This window comes from Caballeronia sp. S22 (genome assembly GCF_964261745.1).
GTDB classification, from domain to species: Bacteria; Pseudomonadota; Gammaproteobacteria; order Burkholderiales; family Burkholderiaceae; genus Caballeronia; species Caballeronia jiangsuensis.
Window position 1 is genome coordinate 656,755 of sequence record NZ_OZ180040.1, and the last position, 26,111, is coordinate 682,865.

Annotated in this window: 16 protein-coding genes and 2 pseudogenes; 6 read left to right on the forward strand and 12 right to left on the reverse strand. The window is 61.4% G+C overall.

What is annotated here, in order from left to right; translation table 11 throughout:
• Positions 1-57: 57 nt before the first annotated feature.
• From ACEN42_RS41490 to ACEN42_RS41515, 6 genes are all read right to left on the reverse strand, one after another.
• Positions 58-1,413 carry a sigma-54-dependent transcriptional regulator gene (locus ACEN42_RS41490; RefSeq protein WP_371884144.1) on the reverse strand — a complete coding sequence of 452 codons (1,356 nt, stop codon included), beginning with the start codon at positions 1,411-1,413 and terminating at the stop codon, positions 58-60.
• Complete coding sequence (locus ACEN42_RS41495; RefSeq protein ID WP_371884686.1) at positions 1,391-3,205, reverse strand: ATP-binding protein; 1,815 nt, start codon at positions 3,203-3,205, stop codon at positions 1,391-1,393. The genes ACEN42_RS41490 and ACEN42_RS41495 overlap by 23 nt, the downstream gene beginning before the upstream one ends.
• A 95-nt stretch (positions 3,206-3,300) precedes the next feature.
• On the reverse strand, positions 3,301-3,651 hold the full coding sequence (locus ACEN42_RS41500) for a 2-hydroxycarboxylate transporter family protein (protein WP_371884687.1): 351 nt from the start codon (positions 3,649-3,651) through the stop codon (positions 3,301-3,303).
• Positions 3,652-4,437: 786 nt separating this feature from the next.
• A complete protein-coding gene (locus ACEN42_RS41505) occupies positions 4,438-5,769 on the reverse strand; it encodes a 2-hydroxycarboxylate transporter family protein (protein WP_371884688.1) in 1,332 nt (443 codons plus the stop codon).
• 124 nt (positions 5,770-5,893) lie between these two features.
• Positions 5,894-8,596, reverse strand: a complete 2,703-nt coding sequence (locus ACEN42_RS41510) for a CoA-binding protein (protein ID WP_371884689.1) — start codon at positions 8,594-8,596, stop codon at positions 5,894-5,896.
• 44 nt (positions 8,597-8,640) lie between these two features.
• Complete coding sequence (locus tag ACEN42_RS41515; protein ID WP_371884145.1) at positions 8,641-9,933, reverse strand: ATP citrate lyase citrate-binding domain-containing protein; 1,293 nt, start codon at positions 9,931-9,933, stop codon at positions 8,641-8,643.
• 752 nt (positions 9,934-10,685) lie between these two features.
• Between ACEN42_RS41515 and ACEN42_RS41520 the strand changes: the two genes are divergently transcribed.
• The gene (locus tag ACEN42_RS41520; RefSeq protein ID WP_371884146.1) at positions 10,686-10,817 is read left to right on the forward strand and encodes a hypothetical protein; all 132 of its coding nucleotides are present in this window, start codon (positions 10,686-10,688) and stop codon (positions 10,815-10,817) included.
• A gap of 412 nt (positions 10,818-11,229) precedes the next feature.
• Here the strand turns inward: ACEN42_RS41520 and ACEN42_RS41525 are convergent, their stop codons facing one another.
• From ACEN42_RS41525 to ACEN42_RS41540, 4 genes are all read right to left on the reverse strand, one after another.
• A complete protein-coding gene (locus tag ACEN42_RS41525; protein ID WP_371884147.1) occupies positions 11,230-12,324 on the reverse strand; it encodes a YncE family protein in 1,095 nt (364 codons plus the stop codon).
• A gap of 85 nt (positions 12,325-12,409) precedes the next feature.
• A complete protein-coding gene (locus tag ACEN42_RS41530; protein ID WP_371884148.1) occupies positions 12,410-12,694 on the reverse strand; it encodes a hypothetical protein in 285 nt (94 codons plus the stop codon).
• Positions 12,695-13,555: 861 nt separating this feature from the next.
• On the reverse strand, positions 13,556-14,101 hold the full coding sequence (locus ACEN42_RS41535) for a hypothetical protein (protein ID WP_371884149.1): 546 nt from the start codon (positions 14,099-14,101) through the stop codon (positions 13,556-13,558).
• A gap of 253 nt (positions 14,102-14,354) precedes the next feature.
• The gene (locus ACEN42_RS41540) at positions 14,355-15,548 is read right to left on the reverse strand and encodes a PstS family phosphate ABC transporter substrate-binding protein (protein ID WP_371884150.1); all 1,194 of its coding nucleotides are present in this window, start codon (positions 15,546-15,548) and stop codon (positions 14,355-14,357) included.
• Between the two features lie 493 nt (positions 15,549-16,041).
• Here ACEN42_RS41540 and ACEN42_RS41545 point away from each other — a divergent pair.
• The 3 genes and pseudogenes from ACEN42_RS41545 (at position 16,042) to ACEN42_RS41555 (ending at position 18,675) form a co-directional block, all read left to right on the forward strand.
• A pseudogene (locus ACEN42_RS41545) lies at positions 16,042-16,840 on the forward strand (ABC transporter ATP-binding protein).
• A gap of 21 nt (positions 16,841-16,861) precedes the next feature.
• A pseudogene (locus ACEN42_RS41550) lies at positions 16,862-17,735 on the forward strand (ABC transporter permease).
• Between the two features lie 130 nt (positions 17,736-17,865).
• A complete protein-coding gene (locus ACEN42_RS41555; RefSeq protein ID WP_371884151.1) occupies positions 17,866-18,675 on the forward strand; it encodes a transporter in 810 nt (269 codons plus the stop codon).
• 9 nt (positions 18,676-18,684) lie between these two features.
• Here the strand turns inward: ACEN42_RS41555 and ACEN42_RS41560 are convergent, their stop codons facing one another.
• Positions 18,685-20,073, reverse strand: a complete 1,389-nt coding sequence (locus ACEN42_RS41560) for an ATP-binding protein (RefSeq protein ID WP_371884152.1) — start codon at positions 20,071-20,073, stop codon at positions 18,685-18,687.
• Positions 20,074-20,105: 32 nt separating this feature from the next.
• Positions 20,106-20,771 (reverse strand): response regulator, encoded by a 666-nt coding sequence (locus ACEN42_RS41565; protein WP_371884690.1) that lies wholly within the window; start codon positions 20,769-20,771, stop codon positions 20,106-20,108.
• Between the two features lie 271 nt (positions 20,772-21,042).
• On the opposite strand from ACEN42_RS41565, the gene ACEN42_RS41570 reads away from it, so the two are divergent.
• Positions 21,043-23,103 carry a PepSY domain-containing protein gene (locus ACEN42_RS41570; protein WP_371884153.1) on the forward strand — a complete coding sequence of 687 codons (2,061 nt, stop codon included), beginning with the start codon at positions 21,043-21,045 and terminating at the stop codon, positions 23,101-23,103.
• A 75-nt stretch (positions 23,104-23,178) separates the two neighbouring features.
• Positions 23,179-26,085, forward strand: a complete 2,907-nt coding sequence (locus ACEN42_RS41575; RefSeq protein WP_371884154.1) for a TonB-dependent siderophore receptor — start codon at positions 23,179-23,181, stop codon at positions 26,083-26,085.
• Positions 26,086-26,111 lie beyond the last annotated feature (26 nt).

The window sequence follows — 26,111 nt, forward strand, 5'->3', positions numbered from 1 at the left end:
CAGGTTTGCTATGCCCCGGTGGAAGACCTAGCGCCCATCCCATTAATAGAATCGAGCTCAGCCCGCGTCTCTCACAGGGAGCTTCAGTAGCCGCAGTTTGTGGTAAAGCGTTTTGCGAGGCATGCCCAGCTCCTCGCTCGCCGTATTCACGTTGCCCTGATGGCGGCGCAACATGTCCTCTATCAGCATGCGCTCGAACTGGGCAAGTTGATCGTTGAGCGAGCCATTGGCACGTGGCCGATCGCCAGACGGAATCAGTTGATCGCCTGAGAGCCCGAGCACGAAGCGGTCCGCCACGTTTTGGAGTTCCCGTACGTTACCGGGCCATTGATGCGTCATCAACTCTGATACCTGCGCGGCCGTGACGATGGGCGCAGGCTGTCCGAAGCGGAGCGCGGCCGCAAGCACGAAATGCTCAAACAGCAGCGGCACGTCTTCGCGACGCTCGCGCAGGGGCGGCAGGTCAATCAACGCGACGTTGAGCCGGTAAAACAGGTCAGCACGAAAACGCCCCTCAGCGGAAAGCGCGGCGAGATCCGCCTTCGAGGCCGCGATTATCCGGCAATCGACGGCGATTAACTCGTTTGTGCCCAGGCGCTCTACGCGCCGCTCCTGCAGCACGCGCAGAAGCTTGATCTGCAACGCGATGGGCATGGTCTCGATCTCGTCAAGAAAAAGGGTGCCACGATCGGCCCACTCAATTTTGCCGATACGATTCTTGGTCGCTCCGGTGAATGCGCCCGCCTCGTGCCCGAAAAGTTCACTCTCAAATAGCTGCTCTGGCAGACCGCCGCAATTGAGCGCGACGAAGTGATGCTCACGCCGGCCGCCATAGTCGTGCAGTGCCCGCGCGATCAGTTCCTTACCGGTGCCGGTCTCGCCCGTAATGAGCACCGAAACCGCAGTGTCCGCGAGCCGCATGATCTTTTTGCGCACCTCGGCGATGGTCGGGGAGTTGCCGAGCACGAGTGCCTCAATGCCTCGCCAGTTGTGAAGCGCGGCGCGCAGGCCCTGAACCTCCAGCGTGAGACGGCGTTTCTCGACTGCCCGCGCGACGCGTCCCACGATGTGCTCCGAGGAAAACGGCTTTTCGATGAAGTCGTACGCACCCACGCGCATCGCCCCGACCGCGGTCGAGATGTCCGCGTGGCCGCTGATGAGGACGACAGGAATCTGCGGATCCACCGCGAGCACACGTTCGAGCAGTTGCATGCCGTCCATGCCAGGCATACGCAGGTCGGAGACGAACACCACCGGCGCACCGGGTGCGGCCGTGCCGAGCGCGCTCGCCGCCGACGCATGCGCTTCCACGGCAAAACCCGCGAGCGCCAACGCCTGCTCGACGCCGAGGCGCACGTTCTCGTCGTCCTCGACGACCACTACGCGGATTTCAACCTCCGACTGCGCGTTCATCTGTGTCTCCATCGGTGGCAACCCCGCCGTTCGCCGCTGCGAGATCGATTGTGAATTGCGCGCCCCCGCCCGTGGGATTGGCGGCCGAGATTCTGCCCCCAAAACCGTCAACAATGCGGGAGGTGATTGCGAGCCCGAGGCCGAGGCCCTGGCCGCGCGGCTTGGTCGTCACGAAAGGCTCGAACAGATGAGTAAGCACTTGCGGGTCGATGCCGGGGCCGTTGTCGGCAATCGAGAAGACCACCCGGGCCGCGTTCGGCACCCGACGCGCCTCGATGCAGATACGGCGTCCTTCGCGGCCGGCGAGCGCATCGAGTGCATTGCCGAGCAGATTGACGATCACCTGCTGCAGAGCTCCCGGTTCGGCCGCCACGACCGCGTCCGGCGCGATATCGATGGCGAGTTGGACCCCTTCGTCCTGGATGCGCGCCTCATGGATGAGCAGCGCACGCGAAACCGCATCTCCGAGCGAGACGGGCATCGTCTGCACGTCGGGCTTTCTCGCAAACGCCTTCAACTCGGCTGTCAAAACCGCCGTGCTGTCGATCAGCTTCGCGACGCGCTCGAGATTGGCGACAGCCTGCGCGGGCTGATTGCGCTCGAAAAATGTCCGCGCGTTGTCGCAGAGCGTGCGGATGGCGACGAGCGGCTGATTGAACTCGTGGGCGAGGCCGGCCGCCATCTGCCCGAGCACGGCGAGCTTGCCCGCGTGCACGAGCTCCTGCTGCGAATCGCGCAGCCGCTGCTCGGTCCGGGCGCGTTCATCAATCTCCTCCTGCATGCGTTCGTTCGCGAGCACGAGGGCGGCAGTACGCTGCTGGACGGTGGCTTCCAGGCGGTCGTTCGCGCGTTGCAGGGCGTCCTGCGCTTTGAGCCGCTCTGCGATCACGCGCCGACGCTGCGCGGCATAGAGGCCATAGAGGCCCGCGATCAGGAACGCGCCCGTCACGAACGCCAGCGCGACCTGCTGCTGACGCCGCGCGACCGAGAGATCGAGGACCACCATGATCGAATCGCCCGCCTGCGGCGCGCTTCGCGACATCGTCAGATACCGGCGCTCACGCCCGGGATGCGACCAGTCGGGCAGGCGCGCGAACCGAGCACCGTCGCGCCAGCTGTCGAGTTTTTCGTAAGCCAGGGTTTCGACTTCGCGGCCCGCGTACTGGCGCGACGCCTGGATCTGCTGCTGCTTTTGTGCATCGATGGGCGCGAGTGCAGTGAACTTCCATGCTGGCACCGTTGATATGACGACGACGCCGTTGCTATCGACGACCATGGCGGCTTCATTCGGCGTGCGCCAGGCGAATTCCAACGATTCGACGCTGATCTTGACGGCCGTTGCGCCGAGCACCTTCTGTTCGCCGCGAACCACGCTCGCAAAGTACAGGCCCGGCTCGCCCGTATTCGTGCCGATGCCGAAGAAGCGGCCTCTGCCGCTCGACAGCGCGTCCCTGAAGTAGGGGCGATATGCGACGTTCGTTCCGACGAAGCTTACCGGCTGCTTCCAGTTGCTCGCGGCAATGACGGTGCCGTTCAGGTCGATGACGTCCACGGCGACGCTGCCTGCGTCCGTGTTCACAGCTTGGAGATAGTCGTTCACGGAAGGAAGCAGTGCCTTTCTCTCGTCGGGCGGCGCTTCCAGAAGCACCTCAATGCTGTTCTGGCGCGAAGCGATCGCCGGAAGGATCTCGTAGCGGCCCAGTTCGCTCTTCAGACTTGCCGCGTACAGGTCCAGGCGGTGTGCGCCCACCTCGGTGAGCCCATCCAGCGCGCGTTGCCAGACTATCTCCATCGAAGCGGCCGCCGCGGCGAAGTAGAGCGCCGCCGTCGCAGCCCACGCCCACAACGGAATGCTCTTTATCGCGATGCCTGTTTTCCGGGTCTGTTTCACTGGATTTCAATGAGGGTTGCGCGCAGGGCGAGGTCGATCGGGTTGGTGCGCGGATGGGTCGTGGTCGTCGTACAGTCCGCGGCCTTCTCCCCACACGCGCCTTCCGTCTTACGGAAATACGCCAGCACGATCATCGTAACGGTCGCCATCATCGCTCCTGCGATGCGCGTCGCGATCGGCGCAGACGACATCAGCGTCATGTGGCTCGCCGCCGTCAGGATCTCCACATCTCCGGTGCGGGCCTGCCTGCCATGGCACGCCTTCACGATCGCCGTGTCGATAGGGTACATCTTCATGAGGCACCCGACCAAGAAGCCGGTTTCCATTAATGTCGTCACGATCACCATGATCGTCACGACGTTCGCGAACGCGAACCCCGCCGTCAGTTCGTCTCAAGGCATCATAGCCACGCACATCGCAACCAACAGCCAGACCGTTACTTCATAAAAAAAACTTGCACTCGATGAACTCGCGCTCTTGCAAGGGTTTCGCGAGCACACTCGTCGACGGCACTGGACTGCGCGGCCCACGAAATTTGCGCAGAGTGACTCCCCGGTACATCTGTTGGCTGCCCTGACTGACGGGGCTCAGTCAGTTATAGCCAAGAATAGCGACGGATTGAACGTCGGGCCGATCCGCTACATTGCTGACCAGCGACGCAACGGGGTTCTCAAGCAACGTCGCATAGGTGCTTGCCGGGCGAGTTTGAGTAGACTGTCTTGCGACCATTTCCGAGCAAGCAGTGGATGGCACGATCACTCCGATCGAGATTTGAGAAATGTTAGATTTCATGTTTTGAACCAAGTTGTGGTGAGGATTTTACGCTTTAGAAGGTAGATGTATGCGGGCCTTACCTTGATTAAACGCAGCCGTTTGCGCGTTCATAGATTCACGCAATTCCGAATGTCGCAATTGCCGGCCATAGCTGATCTGTTTTACGCCGACAGTCGGGATGTATGGGCCAGCGCTGAGAAGCTTTTCACAAGATTCTTCCGGTTGAATCGCGCGAGTTAAGACCTCTGCAATGCCCGAGGCGTCGCACCGACCGGGTTGGCTTGGTCCGTCTCGTGGGTCGAACGGCTTGTCAGAATCGGCGCCGGACTTGGCGCCTTTCCGAGAGCGTGTCGTCCTACTCAGCCGAAATGCGCCAGTACGATTAATGTCAGCGTAACTACGATTGCACCGCCGATACGCGTCGCAATCTGAGCAAAAGGCATCAATGTCATTCGGTTGGCGGCGGTCAAAATCGCCACGTCGCCCGTGCCGCCCTGGCCGCTGTGGCATGCGTTGACAATCGCCGTGTCGATCGGGTACATCTTCATCAGCCGCCCTACCACGAAGCCCGTTCCCATCAAGGTCGCAACGGTGACCACGATCGTCACGATATTCGCCACCGTGAAAGCCGCCATCAGCTTGTCCCACGGCGTCATCGCTACGCCAATCGCAAATAGCAGCGGGTACGTTACCGCAGTCGAAAAGAACTTGTACACGACGAACGCCCCTTCCTGAAGCTGAGGTGACACCGCTCGCGCTAACTTCACCACCACCGCCAGGAACAGCATTGCCACCGGCGCCGGCAGACCAAACAGTTTGTGGCACATCAGGCCCATCAGATACAGCGTGATCGCCGTAATGCCGGCCGCGGCGATATGTGTCACGTCCATATGTCCGCGAATCTCCTCCTGCACTGGATCCATCTCATCGTGCTCTCCGACCAGCAGGCGGCCCTGGCCCGTTAGGTGCGGAAAGCGTCGGCCTACCAAGTCAAGCACCCCGGACAACACGATCGCCGTCAGACTTCCCAGCATCACTGGAGGCAGGACCTGCGCGAAAACCTCTCCATGCGGCAAGTGCATGATCTCCGAATAACCCACCGACAACGGGATCGCGCCCTCGCCGACGCCGCCCGCCATGATTGGCACCACGATGTAGAGCAACGTATGGCGTGCGCCTAGGCCGAACGCCATGCCTGTAAGCGTGCCCACAATCGCCGCAGCCAGCGAGCCGAGTGCAAGAGGAATAAAGATTTTCACGAAGCCCTGTATCAGCATACGCCGATCCATGCTTAAGATGCTGCCGACGATGATCGAGGCAATGAATAGGTAGAGAAAGTTCGTCTGCTTCGTGAACTCGGTTGTCAGATTCAGGATCGGCTTCGGCAGCAAATGATAGTAAGTGAGCGCCGACGGAATGAAGGTCGCAAAGATCGCCGCTGCGCCGATGTTGCGCACGAGCGGCATGCGCTTGCCAATCTCAGCGCAAGTAAAGCCGAAGAATGCGAGCACCGCGATCGCCATCGAGATCTCGCCCGGCACCTTGCCCGTCACCGCGAAGCCGCTAATCAGCACGAGCAGCAACACGTACACCGGCAACGGAATGATGCCGATGCGAATCTCCATCAGCTTCCACCAGCCCTCCGGCCAGAAGCGTTCTTTATTGGTTGATTCCGTCGCCTCGGTCCTCACGCCTGGCGGCGTTGCATCGGCATGCTGACTGGTATGGGATGTGATATGCACGAATGTCTCCTTGCTCTGTTAGGGCCGGCGACGCATCGCGCCGGCTCATCGTTGTGTGACGGGTCACGCGCCCTCAGGCGACGAACCGCACCTTTGATTGCGGCGTGCGTGTATCCATATTTCGTCCGCGGTTGAGGTGGTCGTCGATTTCGCCCGCACAGCCAATCATGCGACCGTACAGGAACACCGTGAACGCGGCCGTCTCCAGCGCCTTCTCGCTGAAGCCGCCCTCCTGGTGGCGCGTCCACAGCATCTTGAGCAGGACCGATGCGATCACCGCGTCGACATTGACGGCGAACACGTTGCGCGTGACGCCCTCGTCGTACAACGCCTGCACCAACGCGCGGTAGTACTCGTGGAAGACGTTGTATTCCCCGCGCGCCTTGAAGCGCTCGCGCACGAACGCCTCGCGCGGATCAACGTTCACGGGCTTCCCTTTGAACACAGGATGGTTGATGCAGGGCAGCGCGCCCGCCTGCGCACCGAGCTCCTTGCGCTGCGCACGCTCCTCGCCATAGGTCCGCGCGAACTGTGCGGCCATTGCCGTAAGGTCGAGCCCGTGGGTAGCGTCGCCAGGATCGGTCAGCTTCGCGTCCCTGAAGCGCTCGAGCAGAAAAGCGACGCCTTCGAAGCCATTGCCGCCGTGCGCATAGCCGGCGTGGGTAAGAAAGCCGGTCATCGCCTTGTTGAGCTGCACACGCTCGGGTGTCTCTGGTCCGTCGGCGGAGACCGCGCCCTTCGCGCCCTGCGCCGAGATCGCACCCGGCCCGTTCGTGAGCAGCAAGCCGACAAGCGTCTGGAATCCGGACAGATCCGCCGCTCCCGGCTCGCTGCCGAGCAACGCAGCGCAGGCCACCGTCGTCACCGAGCGGGCGCCGATCACATCGCTCATTGCCATACCGCAGAAGCGTCCCGCTTCGTGCTGCCGCGCGTCAGCGGATGCACCGATCATCGTGCCGATGATGCGAACCCACCATGGCAGGCTTTCCACCGTCACGCGCGATACGCGCTTACGCGCGAGCGGGCCCCATGCGATCGTCGTGGTAATGGCCGCGAGGACGGCGTCAGCGGTGAGTGGCACGCCCAGCGAGCGCAGATAACGGATGAACACCGACTTTGCCCCACGGCGATCGAGGCCCACGAGCATCGCTTCGGCCAACTCGTCAGGCTCGGGCGCGGTGAACTGCGCGCGGGTCGCGTCATCTGCATGTAGCGTTGACGTGTCGAACGCGTCGTCGAGCGCATCCGCAAGATCCGCCGCGACGCCGAGGTCGACCAGAGCCCGCACGGCCTGCCGCGCACCTTCGGCGCGGCGCGGACCGACGATGCTCACCGCCGCCGCGAGCACGCTATTAGGCGCGTTGCCTGCCTCGCGTGCGGCCTGGGCGGCGGCGAGCGTGACGTCCCCGCAAAGGTTAACCGACGCGCCAATCGCGGTGCTGACGAGCTTTGCGTCGTTCTCGCCGCCAGTTTCGTGCAACAGCGCGAGACACAGGTTCGCTTCGAGTGAGTGCTGCGACGCCTGCAGTACCGACACGCCATGCAAGCTCGCCACCTGCGTCTGCAGGTCCATCTGCGAGGCGCCCGATGCATCCTTCATGTTCTCGCGTGGCAGCACGACACCGACTTGTTGGTTCAGCGTGGCGATCTGCGCATCGTAAGGGGCGAGCGCAGTAACGGCCGGCAGATCGAGCTCCGTAGGCAACGTAAGCCCCTGCGACGAGCGGAACCAGGGCTTCAACGCGAGGCTGCCTTCTGGCTCAAAATCCGGCCGCGATCCGTTCTCGCGCATCACAGCAGTAAGCGCCGCAGGAATATAGGCGATATTGGTGACAAGCGCACCTTTAGCACTACAAACAGGATCGTCTGGCGTGAACTCGCGATCGACGCCGAACTTCTCCATGAACCAGCGCTCCTTCGAGGCGGCGTCGTCGTTGCCGCCCGCGAGCGCGCCGGCATGTCCCACCGCACGCGTAAGCTTCTGTTTCCAGCGGCCAACCACGCACGCGACCACCGGCTTCGTGAACTCGGCGTCGAGCTCGTAATATCCGCCCGGTTCGGAATAAAGCACGGCGGCCTTACTGCGCGCGTCATTGGCGAGTGCGAAGGCGAATTCGGGCGCCGCAAAGTGGATGTACACGTCCTTGCCACTTGACAGAAGTGTGGTTGTTCCCCAGCCCGCCATGCGCAGGTACGTAGCGATCGTGGTTGTGAAGTTTCCCGAGTTGGAAAAGAGCGCAATCGACCCCTTGCGCAGGGCCTCGTCGGGGTTATCGCCGCCGAGCGCACCGCCGATACGCACGCGGTTCCACGCATCGGCCACGCCAAGCGAGTTACCTCCGAAGATGTCGATGCCGTTTTGCTGACCCATCGCGCGGATTTCGCGCGAGTCGTGCACGGAGAGCTTCTCCGTCACGATGAAGATCTTCTTCAGTTCGGGGTTGACGCGGATTAGCTCGGCGACGCCGTCGCGCGCGGCCGAAGGCGGCAGGTACACTACACCGCAATTGAAGCGATGTCCGTCCTGTAGGCCTTCGAGCACATTGTTGTAGACGGGAATGTTGCCGAGTTGGGTTTCCAGAAACTGCCCGCGCCGTCCCGGCGACGTGCCGAACACGACGTTGCCGCCCGAATAGACATGGCCAACGGGCGTGACCTGTCGCGACTCGCCGCCGAGAATGTTGAGCACACACACGCGGTCCTCACGGCTCGCCGCCTGTGCGAGCGAACTGATGCCGACGTGGTACTTGAATTCACCTACACCCTTCTGAAACATAGTCTTCCTCCAGGATATTATTCGATGCGATCGCGAGGTCTCGCTTAAGCGTGCGCTGCCTTGGATGTGGGGATGTTGAGCTTTGCCGCGATCTGCTCGCGGCCCCCCGCCTTCATCCATGCGTCAGTCGCCTTCGCATAGCGGATGACCTCACTGATGTCCGAATCGAAGCCGAAGATGCTATAAGGCAGACCCAACGCATCGCACGTGTCGCGAATCGCGCCGAGCCCGCGCACGAGATTTGGACCGCCGCGGCCGATCACGAGGTAGAGCGGCGTCGGGCCGTGCTGGCTGAAGTGCTCGCGCAGGGCGTCGGCCATGGCGCGAAGGGTCTCGAAGATGTCGGTGTTGTTCGACTTGCCGCCGATGATGAAGAGCACATTGGTCTGCTTCAACCAGTGCTTGAAACAGATGCGCGCAACCTCTTTCATTTTCTCGTAGGGCGGGTTGCCGCCGAAGTCGGAGGAGATAATGGCGTCGTCGCCGAGCATCTCCGAGACAAGCGAGTTCGCGCCGCCGCCGAAAGTGGGCGCGAGAATCGTGCCGCGCTCGTTGATGACGTACACGTCGCTCTGGCCCTGGTAGGTGCGGAGTTGGTTGATCTCCGATTCGAAGTCGGAGTAGTCCACCGAGAAGAGATGTGCGGGAAGGTCCAGGCGTTGCCAGCGCGCGTCGTCCCGGTCGAACCCGCATTTGAAGTCACAGGCCACCGGCGTCAGACGGCCATCGCGGCCCGGCTGCATGCGAATCGGATTAAGCTCAAGCGTGGTCATGCCGAAGTTGTGATACAGCTCCCAGAGCTTTGGCAGATGCTGCACGAGCGGGGAGATGATCTCCTTCGGCGCATTCAGCCGTGAGAGTGCATTGGCGACAACGAACGCCTTCAGGCCCGTGAGCGGATCGAATGGTACTTGCGCGATCATACTCGGGTCGAGTTCCTCGATGTCCATGCCACCGTGATGCGTGAGGGTCATCGTCGGGGCGCGAAAGCGCGTGGAATCAGTGATCGAGAAATACACCTCGTGCGTGGCGGGCACAGCGCCTTCGAACGTTACACCGTTAGCTTTCGAGTACTGGTTGCCGTGCCGATGCTCCGCGAAGTAGAGGCGCTCCTTCTCCTTCAGCGCCGTGCGCAGATCGCTCGCACGTCCGATGAGCCCAGCTTTGCCTTTCTTACCTACGCCGCCTTTGAACATCGGCTTCACGAACACCGAGCCGTGGCGGTCGATCAGCGCCTTGATTTGTTCCTCGCTGGCGTCCGGGCCGAGCACCTCGGCAGTTGGGAAGCCGCCGAACTGCAGCAGTTGCGAGCCGTATAACATACCTGTGACTTGCATATCGTCTCCTTCGGATTTGGTTTCTGTATGGGCGGTGGTCTAACATCCCGCTTGCGAGGCGGCGCTAACCGTGTCGTTCGAACGAAGCGCGTCTCCCCGCGTCGCGGGTTAGCGGATGGTTCGTGACGCGTGGCAGGGAAAGCGGGAGCGGTCTGCTAATGATTTGCCGATGCGGCACTTGGGCAATGACAGGGTCATGATGTTGTCTCCGGATTGACGCCCGGGACCCGGTCGCCTAGTTGGCCTTTACGCTGCGGAGTCGCGACGGCAGGCCTATGGCTGGTAATAAGGCAAGTCGTATGCCAAAAAAACGTGCAGAACAAAAATAACTAACCTATTGATTTAACGTGATTTTTTTAAAAATTAACGAGGATCACGGCCGTTCTATTCTTTAACTTCAGAATCGGCCCACGTTTGACGGCTGATCGGTCGGCCACGCGTTTCATGTGCGGTTCGTGCTTTGATACTTTTTTGCCGCACGACTGTGTCCCCTTAGCCCGCGATAGTGCTGCCCATGACGACGACTAAGGGCGGTGCCGCAGTTCTTCTCGACGCCTTCGGGATGCGGTCGGATAGCCGTCGAGGCTCACGTAGCGGCGAGTCGAGTTGCGGCACGCGGGAGCGGGGCGATGTCTGTTGACGACCGCTTTATGTCGAGTAGGCCTGTCGTCCGTCGCGCAGTGACGCAATGTGTTGAGTCGTTACCGTATCTATTAATATTACGTGTAGCGCTCCGGACCCGGATGGGGAAAATGAATCTGAGTGAATCGGAGCGCGAGGAAGTGGTGCTGATGAAGCGCAGCCGAACGCTGGCCGTTGGCCAAGTGAGGCGAGGGCGGCTGATCTTGCTGCTCGACAAACGGCTTCGTGCGGGGCGCTCGTGAACGAATCGCAATGCCTCCACAAGGCCCCGCTGTTCGGTTGCCACGAAAGTCCGTTCGGGTTGCGCAATCCAGCAGCATAGTGTTGCCGCCGACTCGGCTTTGACTCGGAAGATTTACGTGAACCGGCCCGACACCGACCTGATATTGGAGTCGTTGGCATCTCCGACGTTGCCAACCGGATCACGGGCGGGTCGGCAACTGGTTTATTCTGGCCTCGGCAAGCAATCATTTTCCCGGGCCACCGGTGATTAATCCCGACTCCGGACTGCCGACGACCGGCGGGGCCGGCACGATCGACGTGGGCGGTAATAACTGAGGCAGCGGTCCTGGCGACCAGTCGTCTTCACGCCAAATCACCCAAAAAGCTACGTTATATACATCGGACTACGAATAGACTGCATTTTTCGGTTGGTCAACGGTGCTTGCCATACGTCATCACGGTATAAGTGTTGGGGAAGAACGTGTTTCCGTAAAAGGGCGAAACCTCCGTCCGGATTTTCTTGGACGGATCAGCGCTGCTTTCCGCGGTGACAGCGTAGATCACATGGGTTTTCGTATCCATGGCCATCGTGCGCATGCCGGCACGCGTGCCCAGCGTATCGAGCGGCTTGTAGTTGTCTGGGCCATCGACCTCGAAGACGTTAAGGTTGGCACTCACGCCATTGGCCGTCAAGATGCGCTTGAGGCTTGCGTCATAGATGATGCTGTCGGTGCCCTCACCGATTGGGGCGGTGTAAACGACCTTGCCGTTGTCGCCGTTGAGCACAACAAACGAGGGCTTCACGGTATCGCGCCCTCGGCAACTGATGTAGACGCGCTCGTCGGCACCGTTCACAGTAACCGCGGTGGGACGACCGCACGTCGGCGCGACGTCGAAGGTGTCTACGAGCTTGCCTGCCCTGGTGTCTAATTTATAAACCTTATCGATGTCCTGCGCCGCCAAGAAGAAAAAAGCTTTGCCGTCGCTGTCGCCGCCCTCAGCTTTCTTGCTCGGCACCTTAAAGCGGCCTGCTTCCTTCAGGGACGGCACGTCGAGCATGATCAACTCTGTGCCGTTTGCCTCGGCACCCATGTTGAGCACAAGGCGCTTGCTGACGGGATCGTAATGGCTAGTATCGAGATCGTCGCCGACCTTGATCGAGGGCCTCGCCTTGAGAGTCGAGAGACTGAAGGGCGTAATGGTGCCATTTTCGTTATTCGAGATACCAAGGTCAAAGTCGGGAATGAGTACAGCACCGTCCGACCTGTCGTTCGCCGTATTGCCGATCACCTTGATTACCTTCCGGAGCGTAGGGTCGAAGACCTGCAAACCTTCTTCGCGGTGGCCGAGGAAAACGTGGTGCCTTGCTGAATCGACCGAGACATAGTCCCATCCCGATGCCTCGCCGGGGATGACGGCGGCGTTCAGCAGATGCCAGCCGTCGAAGGCAAAGGCAGACGGAGAAGCGGCGAGAGTGAGGGCTATAGCTGAAGCCATTAAGCTATGCTTGGCCGGTCTGGTTTTCATGTTGAGTCGTCCAGTGATATCGGTATATTGTGGCCACGATACGATGCTCGAATGAATAGATTCTGAAAGCATCCTGAACATTTTTTCAGGATGCCGTCCAGTCTGAGATTTGACCGGCTACCAAACGGCTCATGTTGATATCGATGCCGGGCCGGACGGGGTGATAAAAGCAAGCCCGGACGCACCGGGGCAGGTGATCGCCAATTTGTTCGGTGACGGGCTCAATGCGCTCGCCACGTGCGACGGACGCCGCATCTGCATCGGAGATTGCCGGATAGACGACCAGTCTCGCGTCCTTCTCTTCGTCGTGACGACGCTCGCGGCATCGAACCGCGAGGCTCGCGCATTTGTTCAAGCCGTTCGTGACCACGAAGCCGCGTGGCCATGTCCTGATTCTCGGACTTGGATTACGTCGCGCATCGGAATGAGCAGTTGTCCGATGGCCCAGATACTGACGTGTGCACCAAACAGTGCGCAATGCGTTATATGGGCATGAAAGCAAAAACTGATGCCCGAAGGTTGGATGGAGCCAACGCAGGCCCACCTGAAAAGCTGGTAGTAAGCGCGGTGCGTGGCGGGATGACACAAACCGGGGCGGTCGCAACGTACGGTGTAAGCCTGCGAGCGGTCCAAATGAATGAAGCTGTCCAGAGAAGGCGGCGCACGGGCGTTGAAGCCTGGCAAACGGGGCCGCCGCCCTTCGGATGCCGGACCAACTGGCGATGCCGTTCTACCTCTGGACACGCGAGTGCGTCGCGAGCCTGATTGAGTCCCGCGCCAACAAGGGACGGCGAACGCAAAGGTTCAACCTATTGATTTGATTAATGCTTCTTCACAAGACAGGGCAGGGTATAGCCTTCGATTCTGGAATTTCAGAATCGGGTCGCGTCGATGACTGATTTCTTAGCCACGCGTTTAACGCGCTGCGGCGCCGCTTGCAGTGTGTGATTGCAAGATTCGCGGGGAAAATGGTGCGCGGATAAATAAATACCCGGGCGGGTGTCTCTTACCGGACAACTGTCGCCAAAAGCCAAAACGTCCATCCGTCGAACGTCGCGAATTGCCGTGCGCTCACCGAGCGTTGCACGGCGATCGCGAGAACGAGCGGCGATCAACAGGTAGTGCAGTACCTCGTAAGAGGCAACTGAGTGGTCACGCTCTTCATTATTAAGTATGCTGGCTCGCCGCTCCTGTCGATCTGTGTAACTGACGAGCAAGAATTGGATAGCGCCTACTTCGCGGGCTCGAACAACGCGCCGTAGCTGGGAATCTGCTTTTGAAGCGCGTCGCGCAGCTTCGTCGACTCAAGGAAGAACGCGGTCTCGCTTTTCGCGTTCGCGCCGTCGTTCTTGTACGCGAGCACGATTTCGCCGACGTTGTTGCCATGCGCGTCGCGTAGGGGCAGCATCATCGCGAATTTCTTGACCAAGTCGTTCGGGCGATGCCAACGCGGATCGACAATCGTGATGCCTTTCTTGGAAATATCGATGTCGTCTGGATCGTCGGCGTTGCCGATCCGATCGACGTAAGAGCCCGCGAACATCGTGTACGTATCTGTCATGCCCGGCGGAACGCCGTGAAACGTCACGCTGATCAAATCCGGATGCCGGTGCATGATCTGCTCAGCCATTTGCTGCGCATAGATCTTCGTGGCCGGTGGCGTCCAGTTCTTCGGATGGGGCAAGGGTGCGGTCGTGGTGGCCTTGACAGCATACGCCGCGGACATCGACATCGCACAGAGCATAGCGGCAAGCAGCGTCTTGATAGGGGTCGTCATGTGTCTCCTCTCTGGGTGGTGCGAACGTCGTGGAAGCAGGCTGCGAGTAAAGTCTGACGGCGCTACCTTGAGCGAGCATTAACGCGGCCTGAAAGAAAATTCAGGTTGTGTCGGCCAGACCGGCGCTACAGGGCTCGCGCTGCGGCGGCATTGGACGAATACAAAATCGGACGGTTGGTCGACCCTGCAACGTGCATCGGACCGCGCGCGCGGCACCGGTGCTGGGTTCAGGAAGGATCGCGCCCCGTCTGGGTCACGGAGCAAGCATCGCGCGCGATCGTTCACACTGACTCGCACGCAGCGGCATATATGTCGCGTGATCTAGCACGACCTGCTGGCCCTGCTTGCTCAACACGTAGCGCAGAAATTCGACAAGGACCGGATCGAGCGACTTGCCCGGCGCCTTGTTGGTGTTGAAGTAGATTAGGCGACTTAGCGGATAGGTAGCGAGCGCAATGTTTTCGTAGGTCGGTGCGATGTATGGGCCGCTGTCCGACTCGCCGAGCGGCAGCATCTTGATCGGCGCATCGATGTACGCGATGCCCGAGTATCCGATGCCGTAGCGATCGTTCGCAACGTTCGTCGCGAGCGGGAATACGAGCTTATCGTAGCGGATGTCGTTGCGCCACTCGCCTCGCTGGCCACCGGCGCTGAGCACTCGCTGCCGGACGAACTCCTCGAAGCCGTTCCACGGCCTGATCGCGTAGACGTGCACGGGTTTATCTGCCCAATCGCCCATCAAACCCAAATCGCCCCAGGTCCTGACCGGCTCGCCGCCGCGCAGATGCGTACGTGAGTAGAGCATGTCGATTTGAGCATAGCTGAGCTTTTCGATCGGGTTCTCCTTATTGACGAAAAAGGCGATTGCGTCTACGAAGCCGGCATGCCGGTACGACCCGCCGGAGATCGGGACGCTGAACGGGTCGTAGCCGAACTTAGCCCTGAAGCCAGAGACATCGTCGGGCTTGAGCTCGCGCGACACAAACACGAAATCGAGCTTCTGGTCGACGAGTTCCTTCACGCCGATGCTGCCTGCGTACGGCGGGGAGATGTGAATGTCGATGTTTGGGTAGTACCTCCTGAAGCCGTCGATCCAGCGATTGACGAGCGCGGGCAGCACGTCCGACGTCGCCCCAGCGAACGAGCCGCTGAGCGCAATATCGGTGCGTGGGCTGTAGTCGGGCAATGCATCGTCAAGCCGCGGTTGCAGGATTTCCGGTTCGGGCAGTGCGCGACCGACCTTCATTGCATCGTTAACCTGTTCTTTGGTTGGCGGCATCGCGCTCTTGGGGACGGGTACGAGCCACTCCATCATCGGCGGCGGACCGGCGTTGACGGGGCCGCTCATTGCACACGCCGCAACACCTATGGCTGCCGCGATGGTCAGTGGATGCGGGAAGCGGGTCGGGCGCTGAGCTTCTACTGAACGGGATTCGTTTGGGCTCACGGGGTTTCTCCTCCTTTTTTTTCGAGCGAGAGACGGCACGTCATTGTGAGCGTCGACGGTGCAAAAGACCAGACGCGGTTGCCTCGTCGGTATTGCAGAGACGCGCCCGGCAGAGCGCACTTACGCAGATGCATCGCAACGTTAGAAGCGCCGGTTAAATGCAATCTGAGCGATCTATAAAATCAGTTCAAGCGTTCCGGGGAGGCTTGGCCGGTGCTTAGTCCGGCCGGCTGCTGGGCTATCTGCGACGGTTGTTCGGCGCAATCAACCTCTCGCAGATGAGCGCAAGAAAGAACGGCAGCGGCGAGGATTCCCTGAACGGAGATTCATACTCCGTTCAGCCTCCTTTTAAGGTTGCTCCGTATAACTGGAACCGTTCCGTGACCCAGTAACCGCGTCGCGAGCGATATCCGGCAGCGGGCTGTCACGGGCGGGCCACCGATATCAATCCGGTTCTATAGGTATTCATCTCATGGAAGCCCGACTCGCAACCATGCAGCATTCCCACATCGCGTCGCATGACGTGCCGGCGATCGAACTCGACCGCGTCAGCCGGCGCTTCATCAGCCCGGACGGCAAGGCAATATTGGCGCTGCAGAACTTCAACATGACCGTCGCGAAGGGCGAGTTCTGCGCCGTCGTTGGCCCGACCGGTTGTGGCAAATCCACGACGCTGAGTCTCGTCACCGGCCTTGCGAAGCCAAGTTCCGGCACCTTTCGGATCTGGGGTAAGCCTGTCGACGACATCAATCGGCGGATCGGCCTTGTTGCAGTCCGACGCAGTCTTCCCGTGGAAGAACGTACTCGACAATGTCGCAGCTGGCCCGCTCTATCGTGGCGAGGTCAAGGCACGGGCGTACGAGCGGGCAATGGAATGGATCCGGCGCGTGGGGCTCGCGCGATTCGAGCGTCACTATCCACACCAGCTTTCGGGCGGCATGCGCAAGCGCATCGCGCTCGCGCAGACCTTCGTCAACGAGCCCGAAATGCTGCTGATGGATGAGCCATTTTCCGCGCTCGACGTGCAGACGCGCACGCTGCTGCAGGGTGAGTTGCTGCACCTGTGGAGCGAGAACGGCGCGTCGGTCGTGTTCGTTACGCACGATATCGAGGAGGCGATTGCGCTTGCGGACAAGGTGTTCGTGCTGACTTCAGGTCCGGCGACCGTGAAGTCCTCGTACGACATCGACCTGCCGCGTCCACGCGACGTCGCCCAGGCGCGCAATTCCCCCCGCTTCATCGAGTTGTCGCGCCAGATCTGGAACGATCTGCGGGACGCAGTCTATATCTGAGTGCCGAGCGACGTATTGAGGATGAGCATGGATACCATAACGAAAGTTGCCACGACCGAGACCGAGTTGCGGCAGCTCGAGGCGCGTGCGCAGGCGAGCATGCATCGCCGCCGGGCACTCGTGCATGTGCTGCGTGTCGCGGTGCTGGTCGTCACGCTTGGAGGATGGGAGCTTGCCGGACGCGTCGGCTGGATCGATCCGTTCTTCTTTTCGACGCCGTCGCTAATCGCTGAAACAGATCTGGCACTTGCTCACCGAGGGCACATCGCAAGGCCCGCTCTGGGTGCAGGTGCTGGTGACGCTCGAGGAAACGGCGCTGGGCTTCCTCGTCGGCAGCGCGGGCGGCGTCGGGGCGGGAATCGCGCTCGGCCGCAACAGGCTGCTCGCGGACGTGTTCAGCATCGACATCAAGATCGCGAACTCGATCCCGCGCGTCGTGCTCGGCTCGGTATTCATTATCGCACTTGGTCTTGGCGTGGCATCGAAGGTCGCGCTCGCGGTCGTGATGGTGTTCTTCGTCGTATCCGCGAACGGTTTCCAGGGTGTGCGCGAAGCCGACCGCAACCTGATCGCGAACGCGCACATCCTTGGCGCGACCAAGCGCGACGTGACGATGACCGTCGTACTGCCCGCGGCTATGAGTTGGATTCTCGCAAGCCTGCACGTGAGTTTCGGCTTCGCGCTCGTCGGCGCGGTGGTTGGCGAGTTTCTCGGGTCGAAGCAGGGTATTGGGTTCCTGATTTCGACCGCTCAGGGCGCATTCAATCAGGCCGGCGTGTTCGCAGCGATGATCGTGCTCGCCGTCGTTGCGCTCGGCGCGGAATTCGTGCTCACGCAACTCGAGAACAAGCTGCTGAAATGGCTTCCGTCGCAATGCTCGGATTCGGGCCATTGAGCGGCGCGCGCTGACCGTCGCCGCAACTTCCATTTCCACCCTTGGTGTACGCATGGGCCGATCGGTCCATGCATTTCGTTCGGCGCTCGTTCGCGGCGCCATCCGACTGTCGATCAGGAGATTCTGCCTCATGCCGTTCATCCGTCGTCCGGCGTTATCGGAGCCGGTCGTGTGCCGCGCGCCGCGTCACATCCGACTCGCTAGCGCGCTGCTTGCCGTTGGCGCGTGCCTCTTCTCGCACATCTGTTTCGCTGGGCCGCCGTTCGTGACCGACGATCCCGAACCGGTCGAGAAAGGACATGTCCAGATCGACGTCGCCGCCTTGGGTACCGTGCGCCAGGGAAGTGATGGCGCGACACTTCCAGGCGTCGAAGTCAATTACGGGCTTTTCGACAACGTCGAGATCGGCGTAAAGCTCGGCATGGCGTATGCGCACGAGGTCGGTCAGCCCGGGCACTATGGCTTCGGTGATAGCGAGCTCGGCGCGAAGTACCGCTTTATCACCGAGGACGAAAAGAGCTGGCGTCCGCAGGTCGCTTTCTCGCCGGGCATTGCGCTGCCGACTGGTAACGATCGTCTCGGTCTCGGCGACGGGCATGCGACGCTGCTGCTGCCGATATGGATGCAGAAGTCGATCGGCGAGTGGACGACGTTCGGCGGCGGCGGATACGTGCTCAACCGTCACGCGGGGCAGAAGGGCTACTGGACTGCCGGCTGGGCCGTGACGCGCAAGTTCGGCGAGAAGCTCGAGCTTGGCGGCGAGGTGTTCTACACGGGCGCCGCGAGCACGGACGATCCGTCCGCATTCGGTTTCAATGTCGGCGGCAGTTACGGACTCACGGAGAGCGACCGGATCCTGTTTTCAGTCGGGCGGGGCATCACGCACGTGAATGACACGAACCGGTTCTCTTACTACATCGGCTATCAGCGCGACCTGTGACGCGTGCATTCAGGCGGCATCTGCGGAACGGGTGGACGGGCCGGACGCGCGCAGCGCTGCAGACGCGGCCGGGTCGACTGTCGTCGCGGGAATTTCGAACACCATCGAAAGCCCTTTGCCGCCCGGGCCTGCTTCGGCGAAGATGCGGCCGCCATGCAGTTCCACGATGCTGCGGCAGATCGCGAGCCCGAGGCCGCTGCCCTTGTCGTCCGCGGCGGGACGCGCAACACGCACGAAGCGCTCGAAAATCTGTTCGCGCTGGTCGGCCGCGACGCCGGTTCCCTCGTCCTCGACGCGCACCTGCCAGCAATCCTTCAGCAGGGACGAGCGCAGCATGATGCGGCTCCCGGGGGGCGATGCGGCGAGCGCATTGGTCAGCAGGTTCAACAGCACCTGGCGCAGCCACTTCGGCTCGATTGCGACCTGCCCGTCGCCGTGATGGGTCAGGAAGAAGCGCTGCTCGCGATACTCGGCGAGCACGTGCGCGTCCTGCGCGAAGTTTTGCAGGAACGGCTCGGGATCCAGGCGGCGCAGATCGAGCGTGACCGCGTGCGCATCGGCGCGCGACAGGAACAGCAGGTCCTCGATGATACGGTTCAAATGCTCGAGCTCCTTGAGCTGGACCTGCACCGCATTTTCCTGCGCGGGCGTCAGCTGACCATCGACGACAAGTTTCTCGGCTTGCAGCCGCACAAGTGTCAGCGGCGTCTTGAGTTCGTGCGACGCCTCGGCGGTAAACCGGCGAATCTGGTTGAAAGAGATCTCAAGGCGGTCGAACATTTGATTGAGCAGGCGCGCGAGGTCGGAGATCTCGTCGCGCGCGGTTGATACCGCGATGCGTTCGCTCAGATTGTCGGATCGGATGCGATTGGCCGTGTTCTGAATCAGCCGCAGCGGTCGCAGCGCCATCCGGCCGAACCCATAGCCGATTACGCTGCTGACTGCCACCATGACGAGCAGCAGCAGGTAGAACGTGTGCTCGTAGCCGATCATGACGGTGCGCACGTGGCGCTTCGATGTCGCGACCACGGCGGTATAAGTTCCGAGCGCAAACTTTCCCGCACGCAACTCGCTGAGGCCGCTGATTTTGACGTTGAACTCCTGCCGCTTGGGCGCCGGTGTCATGTCCTGCCCTTGCAGCTCCGGCGAGCGATATACGACTGCACCGTCGGGGCCGTAAATCTCGGTGAAAAACATCTCGAGATTGTTGCTCATCATCGAATCGACGCGTTGGCTCATTGCGGCACTGGACGAATTCGCGCCGAGCGACGCGAGACCTCCGCGAATATGCTCGAACTCCGACTGGTTGAGCAGGTCGAGCGCGTGGATCGCGTGGTATTCGATGTAATAGCGCCCGGCGAGGAACAACGCCGCGAACGTGGCCGTTGACGCCAGCACATAGCAGAGCGCAAGGCGTGCACCGATCGATTTCATAGCAGCTGATAACCAACGCCACGCACGGTCTTGAACAGCGGCTTGCCGAGCGGGACCTCGAACTTGTTGCGCAGCCGGCTCATGTAGACGTCGAGCAGATTCGTGTCGACGTCGAAATGCGATTCCCAGATCTTTTCCGCGATTAGCGTGCGCGTCAGGATGCGTCCGGGGTTTTGCAGAAAGATTTCAAGTAGCGCGAATTCGCGTCCCGTCAGATCGACCGGTTTCCCGAGCAGATGGGCTGTACGGCTCAACAGGTCGAGCTTGATCCCTTCGTGCTCAAGCACCGTTTCCTTGACCGACGATTGGCGCCGCAGCAGGGAGCGCGTGCGTGCGAGCAGCTCCTCGAGGCTGAACGGCTTCGGCAGGTAGTCGTCGGCGCCGACATCCAGACCTTTCACGCGATCTTCTACCGCGTCGCGCGCGCTAAGAATCAGTACCGGTTCGTTGAATCCGGCGCGGCGCCACTCGCGCAGCAGGTCGAGGCCGTCGCCGTCGGGCAGGCCGAGATCGAGCACGATCACATCGTAGCTCGATTCGCATAGGGCTTCGCGCGCCCGCGCGCATGTCTCGACCCACGTGACGGTGTACGCGCGCTCGCTCAGCGCTTGCTTGAGGAAGAGACCAAGCTTCCGCTCGTCTTCTAGGATCAGGATCTTCATGATGAACGGCCATTGGAGGTGGCTCAGGCTAGCGTACGTCGATTGCCTTGGCAATTGGAGCCAGCGGCAGGCAAGGGTTTCTCCGGTTTTCCTTGGCGCCGACACAGGATCCATCCCCTCCTGGAGCGCGTTCCCGACGAAGCACACCTCGAATGCGTGTTGAGCTTGGCGTTGCGAATCCGGACTTACCCTTGCTCAAGATCAAATTCAGATTTCATTCAGGTTCCCTAGCAATGATGACAGACATGAACAGTCACCGCTTGGGAAACTCATGAACCTCGCATCCCGTCCGCTGTTTCTGCAGATGCATCGCTGGTGCGGCTTGACGGTCGGCTGGGTGATTCTGTTGATGGCAGTCACCGGCGCGTCGATCGTCTTCCGTCCGGACCTCGAGCCCGTGATTAATCCAGCCTTGCTGACGGTGCCGACCTGCACCGCACGTGTACCGCTCGATACGTTGACCGCGAACGCGGCAGCATTGCGCCCTGCCGCCAAACTCGACTACGTGCGAATCGTCTCGGGCAAGGCGGGAGCGCTGCGGATCCCGTCGGCGATGGTCCGCTTTACCGATCAAGTGTTTGTCTACGTGAACCCATGCACGGGCCAGGTATTGGGCGAGCGGCCGCGCTACGGCGGCTTGTTGGGCACGATAGAGCGGATCCATCGATTCCGCTTCATGAAAAACGGTAGCCTGATCACAGGCTCGAGCGCGATCGCGTTTGGCCTGGCGCTCCTCGTCGGCGGCATCGTGCTTTGGTGGCCGCGCACGCGCCGCGGCTGGCGTCATGCTTTCACGCTGCGTTCCGGCCCACGCGGCACCGTGTCCGCGTATCGACTGCATCGGCTGGTTGGGCCCTGCGCCAGCATGATTCTGCTGTCGATGGTGCTGACCGGTCTGCCCCAGGCATATGACTGGTACGCGCACGGCATCTACACGGTCGTCGGTTCGCCGCAACCCGCGAAGGCACCCCAATCGGAGCCGCCGCAGCCCGGCGCGATGCGCCTGCCGCTCGAGACGTTCTGGCGCACCGCGCTGTCGCTGTCGCCCGAGCCGCGGGATGCGCTGATGCATATCCCCGAAAAGCGCCGTGACCCCGTCGAGATGTACCTGATCGACCGCGATGCGCCGCATTCGAATGCGCGCACGATGCTGTTCATGGACGCGTATACGGGCAAGGTGCTGCGCTTCGTGCCATACGCGAAGGGCAGCTTCGGGCACAAGGTCTATTTCTGGGCGCTGTCATGGCATACGGGTGAAGTCGGCGGCGTATTCGGAAAACTGTTGCTCCTGTTTGCTGCGCTCTCGGTGCCTGTGCTCGCCTACACGGGGCTGCGCAACTTCCTGCGTCGCAAGCAGCGGCCGGTGCTGAACGACGCGCGGCTCACGGTGCGCGTGGCGCGAAAGATGGTCGAGGCGGACGGCGTCTGCGCGTTCGAGCTGGTCGATCCATCGGGCCGCAAGCTTCCGCCGTTCACGGCCGGCGCGCACATCGACGTCTATATCGGCGCTGGTCTCGTGCGTCAGTACTCGCTTTGCAACGCTCCATACGAACGCCATCGCTACCTTATCGCCGTGCTGCGCGTCGAGGGGTCGCGCGGCGGCTCAGCGGCGATGCATGATCGGCTGCGCGAAGGCGATCTGCTCGAGATCGGTCTGCCGAGCAATCATTTCGCGCTCAACGAATCTGCGCCAAGGTCGCTGCTGCTTGCGGGCGGTATTGGCATCACGCCGATCGTCGCGATGGCCGAGCAATTCTCGCGATGCGGTGCCGACTTCGAACTCCATTACTGTGCGCGGTCGCGCTCGCGTGCGGCGTTCCTGCCGCGTCTCACACGGGCATCATTTGCGAACAGCGTGCGCTACCACTTCAGCGAGGAGCACGCGATGCAGCGGTTCGACATCGAGCGCACGCTGGACACCCAGTCGCCAGAGACCCATTTGTACGTGTGCGGCCCCGCCGGCTTTATCGACGCAGTCATGTTCACCGCACGCCAGCGAGGCTGGCCGGATCATCAACTGCATTGCGAGCGTTTCATGTCGAACGCGCGTACGCCTTCCGTCATGCACGCGTTCGACGTGCAGCTTGCAAGCACGGGCAAGGTGTACCGAATCCCAGAGCACATGACCGTTACCGCGTCGCTGGCCGAGCAGGGGGTGAGAATTCCGACCTCGTGCGAACGGGGCGTCTGCGGTACCTGCGTCACGCGCGTAATCGCCGGCGAAGTGGAGCATCTCGATTGCGTGTTGACGGATGCAGAGCGCGAACGCGATGGACATTTCACGCCGTGCTGCTCCCGTGCCAAGGGCGAATTGCTCGTGCTCGACATCTGAACTAAACCGGCGGTGCATCGTGCACAGGACGGACCGGCATTCGATATCAAAATAGCAATTCACTCGGAGGAGACAGTGTTCAGAAAGACGATGATGGCAATGGCCATGATGGCCATGTTTTCGCCTGCGCTGCACGCGCAGGCCGAGAACGGGCCGAACGCGGCCGCGCGTGCGCAGCAGAGCGGGCAAACGAAGACCTATGCACAGCAACTCGTCGATCGAACAGTCGCTCGGCATCTGGAGCTCGTCGAGCTCGACATTCACATGCGTCCGCGGGGCGGCGGGGACAGCGCCATCGTTGCCGCGAAGTCAGCGAGCCGAATCGGCAAGAAAACAGATCGCGACGATCTCGATGTCGTGAAGACTGGCACGCCGTTCGTCGAAGTCAACAAGCACGGTGACCAGAACGTCGAAGTGCATTTGCCGCTTCTCGACGTGACCCGCAAGGTGATCGGCGAAATCGAGGTGACGTTCCCTTATCCGGCCGGATCCGGACTTGACAAGGAAGCGTTGATTCACGCGGGAGCGCTGATCCGTGACGAGCTGAGCCGGCAAATCCGCTACGGGGTCGAACTCTTCGATCCGGTGCTGGAGAACACCGGCGTCCCCGCGAATCCTTACGCGCAGACGCTCGTCGACGACGTTATCCGTACGCGGCGCGACGTGATGGTGGTGGCGATGCATGTGGCGCGGCTTGGCGGCGACGGTGACTATCCGATCATCGCGTCGAATATTGGGCGCATCGGCAAGCCGGCTGACGCGGGCGACCGGCGCGTGATCGAGACCGGAGAACCGCAGATCGAGATCGGCCGCGATGGCGATCGTCTCGAAGTGGAGATGCCGTTGCAGGATGCCGCAGGGCACACGATCGGCGCGCTCGCTGTCGTCATGCCATTCCGGACAGGCGACGATCAGGCAGCGTTCGTAAAGAATGCCGAGAAAATCCGCAACGGCCTTCGTTTAAAAATTCGTGACGTGGCCGCGCTGTACGAGCCGATGCGGCTCGAGCCCGCGTCATCGGTCATCGCAGCACGGCTCAATGAGGATGCGCTGGGCAACAAGGAATCGCTGCCGATGACGAAGGAGGTGATGGGCGCGGCGTCGCTGCAGTCCGCTCAGGAGGGCGTGACCGACGCGGTCAAGAATCAGGCAGGCGTCGCGCCGACGAACTCGTCCGGAAGTCCGGCCGACGCAGCCAGCATTCGCGGGATCAAGGTCAATCTGTTCGCGAACTATCGACTGAACGGCGGACTTCCGACCGCGAACGTGATGTCGGTGCCGGCGGAGGATAAGGAACGCGTCGAAACGCTGAAGGGTGCGAACGCGCTCATGTTCGGCGTTGCGAGCCCAGCCGGCATCCTCAACATGGTGACGAAGCGCGCGCCCATGGACAGGGACGTCGCGTCGATCGCGCTCGCCGGCAATTCGTTCGGGCAGATCGGGATCGCGGCCGACGTCAGTCATCGGTTCGGCAGCGAGAAGCAGTTCGGTATTCGCGTGAACGGATCGGACACGCATCTTGAGAACGGCGTGCATGGCGCATCGGGGCGCGGCTGGTTCGGCAGTATCGGCGCCGACTGGCAGGCAACGAACCGGCTGCACTTCGAATTCGATCTCGAGACATATGGCAAGGAAGTCGTCGAGCAGGGCAGCATCAGCTTGCCAAAGGCCGTAAACGGACAGGTGACGGTGCCGCGCGTGCCCGATCCGCGGAACCTGCTCTCGGGCCCGTGGGCGACCTTTTCCGCGAGGACGATGAACGTCCAGGGGCGCGTCGATTACGATATTGCGCCGGGTTGGAAAGCGCTGGCCGAGATCGGCCAGTCCGACTCCGACCGCTCGCGTCTGACCACACGCATCAGCGGCTACGACGTGGTCACGGGCGCAGGAGGCATCCCGACCGTGAACACGGTGACACAGGTCTATTTCAACAAGTACAAGCGCGCGGAACTGCTGGGCAAGTTCACGACGGGGCCGCTTTCGCACGACATGACGTTCGGCGTGTCGTATAGCCAGCGGATCGCCGAGACGCCCGCTCAAAACTCGATCGTGCTGCCCGTGCGCGTGAACATCTTCGATCCGATTCCGTTGCCCGCGCCGGTTCCGACCCGACCCGATACGTCGCTGCCGAATCAGATCAACTCGGACACGGGCCTCTATACATACGACGTCGTCGGGTTGGGGCCGAAATGGAAGGTGCTGCTTGGCTTCCGCGAGAGCCGCTCGTCAGCGAACGACGGCGCGCTGTCGTCGTCGACCTGGGTCGGATCGCCCGCCTTCGGCATCCTCTACGACGTGCTGCCGACGACGACGTTGTTCGCGAGTTACATGAAGGGCCTCGAGGACGGCGGCGTCGCCCCCGTGACCGCGAGGAACGCGTATCAGATCCTCGCACCGGCGGTGTCGACACAATATGAATTCGGCGTGCGCGATCACTTTTTCAAATGGCTGCAGGCGAGCGCGTCCGTGTTCGATATCAAGCGTGCGAACGCAGTGACCAATTCGACGACGCAGATTTTCGCGAACGACGGCACGATCGAATATCGGGGTGCGGAAGCGGTGCTCACCCAGATCCTGTCGCGGCAGTGGTCGGTGACCGAGGCGATTCAGTACATGCATGCGGTGCAGAACCCGGTCACCGATATGTCGATTAATGGCCTTACGCCGGAGAACACGCCGAAGTGGATCGGCAACATCGCGGTTACGTACCGCCCGTTGTGGCTGCCGGGCCTGTCGCTGACGACGCGCGCGTCGTTCATCTCGAAGCGCCCGGTCAATCCGCAGAACCAGGGGTACATCCCCGGCTATACGATCTACTCGCTCGGCGCGAGCTACGGGACGCGCATCAGCGGCAAGCACGTCGATTTCAGGCTCGCGATCGACAACCTGTTCAACAAGCGCTACTGGAATTCCGTGCAGACCGGCACGCTCGGGACCGGAATGGACCGCAGCGTAAAAGCGGTTGCAAAGATTGACTTCTGACGCGCGGCATTGGGCCTTTTTCAAAT

What these genes read in the sequence shown, in the direction of transcription:
- ACEN42_RS41490 (WP_371884144.1), bottom strand. Translation starts at nt 1,413, where the DNA reads ATGAACGCGCAGTCGGAGGTTGAAATCCGCGTAGTGGTCGTCGAGGAC.
- ACEN42_RS41495 (WP_371884686.1), bottom strand. Translation starts at nt 3,205, where the DNA reads ATGGAGATAGTCTGGCAACGCGCGCTGGATGGGCTCACCGAGGTGGGC.
- ACEN42_RS41500 (WP_371884687.1), bottom strand. Translation starts at nt 3,651, where the DNA reads ATGGTGATCGTGACGACATTAATGGAAACCGGCTTCTTGGTCGGGTGC.
- ACEN42_RS41510 (WP_371884689.1), bottom strand. Translation starts at nt 8,596, where the DNA reads ATGTTTCAGAAGGGTGTAGGTGAATTCAAGTACCACGTCGGCATCAGT.
- ACEN42_RS41515 (WP_371884145.1), bottom strand. Translation starts at nt 9,933, where the DNA reads ATGCAAGTCACAGGTATGTTATACGGCTCGCAACTGCTGCAGTTCGGC.
- ACEN42_RS41520 (WP_371884146.1), top strand. Translation starts at nt 10,686, where the DNA reads ATGAATCTGAGTGAATCGGAGCGCGAGGAAGTGGTGCTGATGAAGCGC.
- ACEN42_RS41525 (WP_371884147.1), bottom strand. Translation starts at nt 12,324, where the DNA reads ATGAAAACCAGACCGGCCAAGCATAGCTTAATGGCTTCAGCTATAGCC.
- ACEN42_RS41535 (WP_371884149.1), bottom strand. Translation starts at nt 14,101, where the DNA reads ATGACGACCCCTATCAAGACGCTGCTTGCCGCTATGCTCTGTGCGATG.
- ACEN42_RS41555 (WP_371884151.1), top strand. Translation starts at nt 17,866, where the DNA reads ATGCCGTTCATCCGTCGTCCGGCGTTATCGGAGCCGGTCGTGTGCCGC.
- ACEN42_RS41565 (WP_371884690.1), bottom strand. Translation starts at nt 20,771, where the DNA reads ATGAAGATCCTGATCCTAGAAGACGAGCGGAAGCTTGGTCTCTTCCTC.
- ACEN42_RS41570 (WP_371884153.1), top strand. Translation starts at nt 21,043, where the DNA reads ATGAACCTCGCATCCCGTCCGCTGTTTCTGCAGATGCATCGCTGGTGC.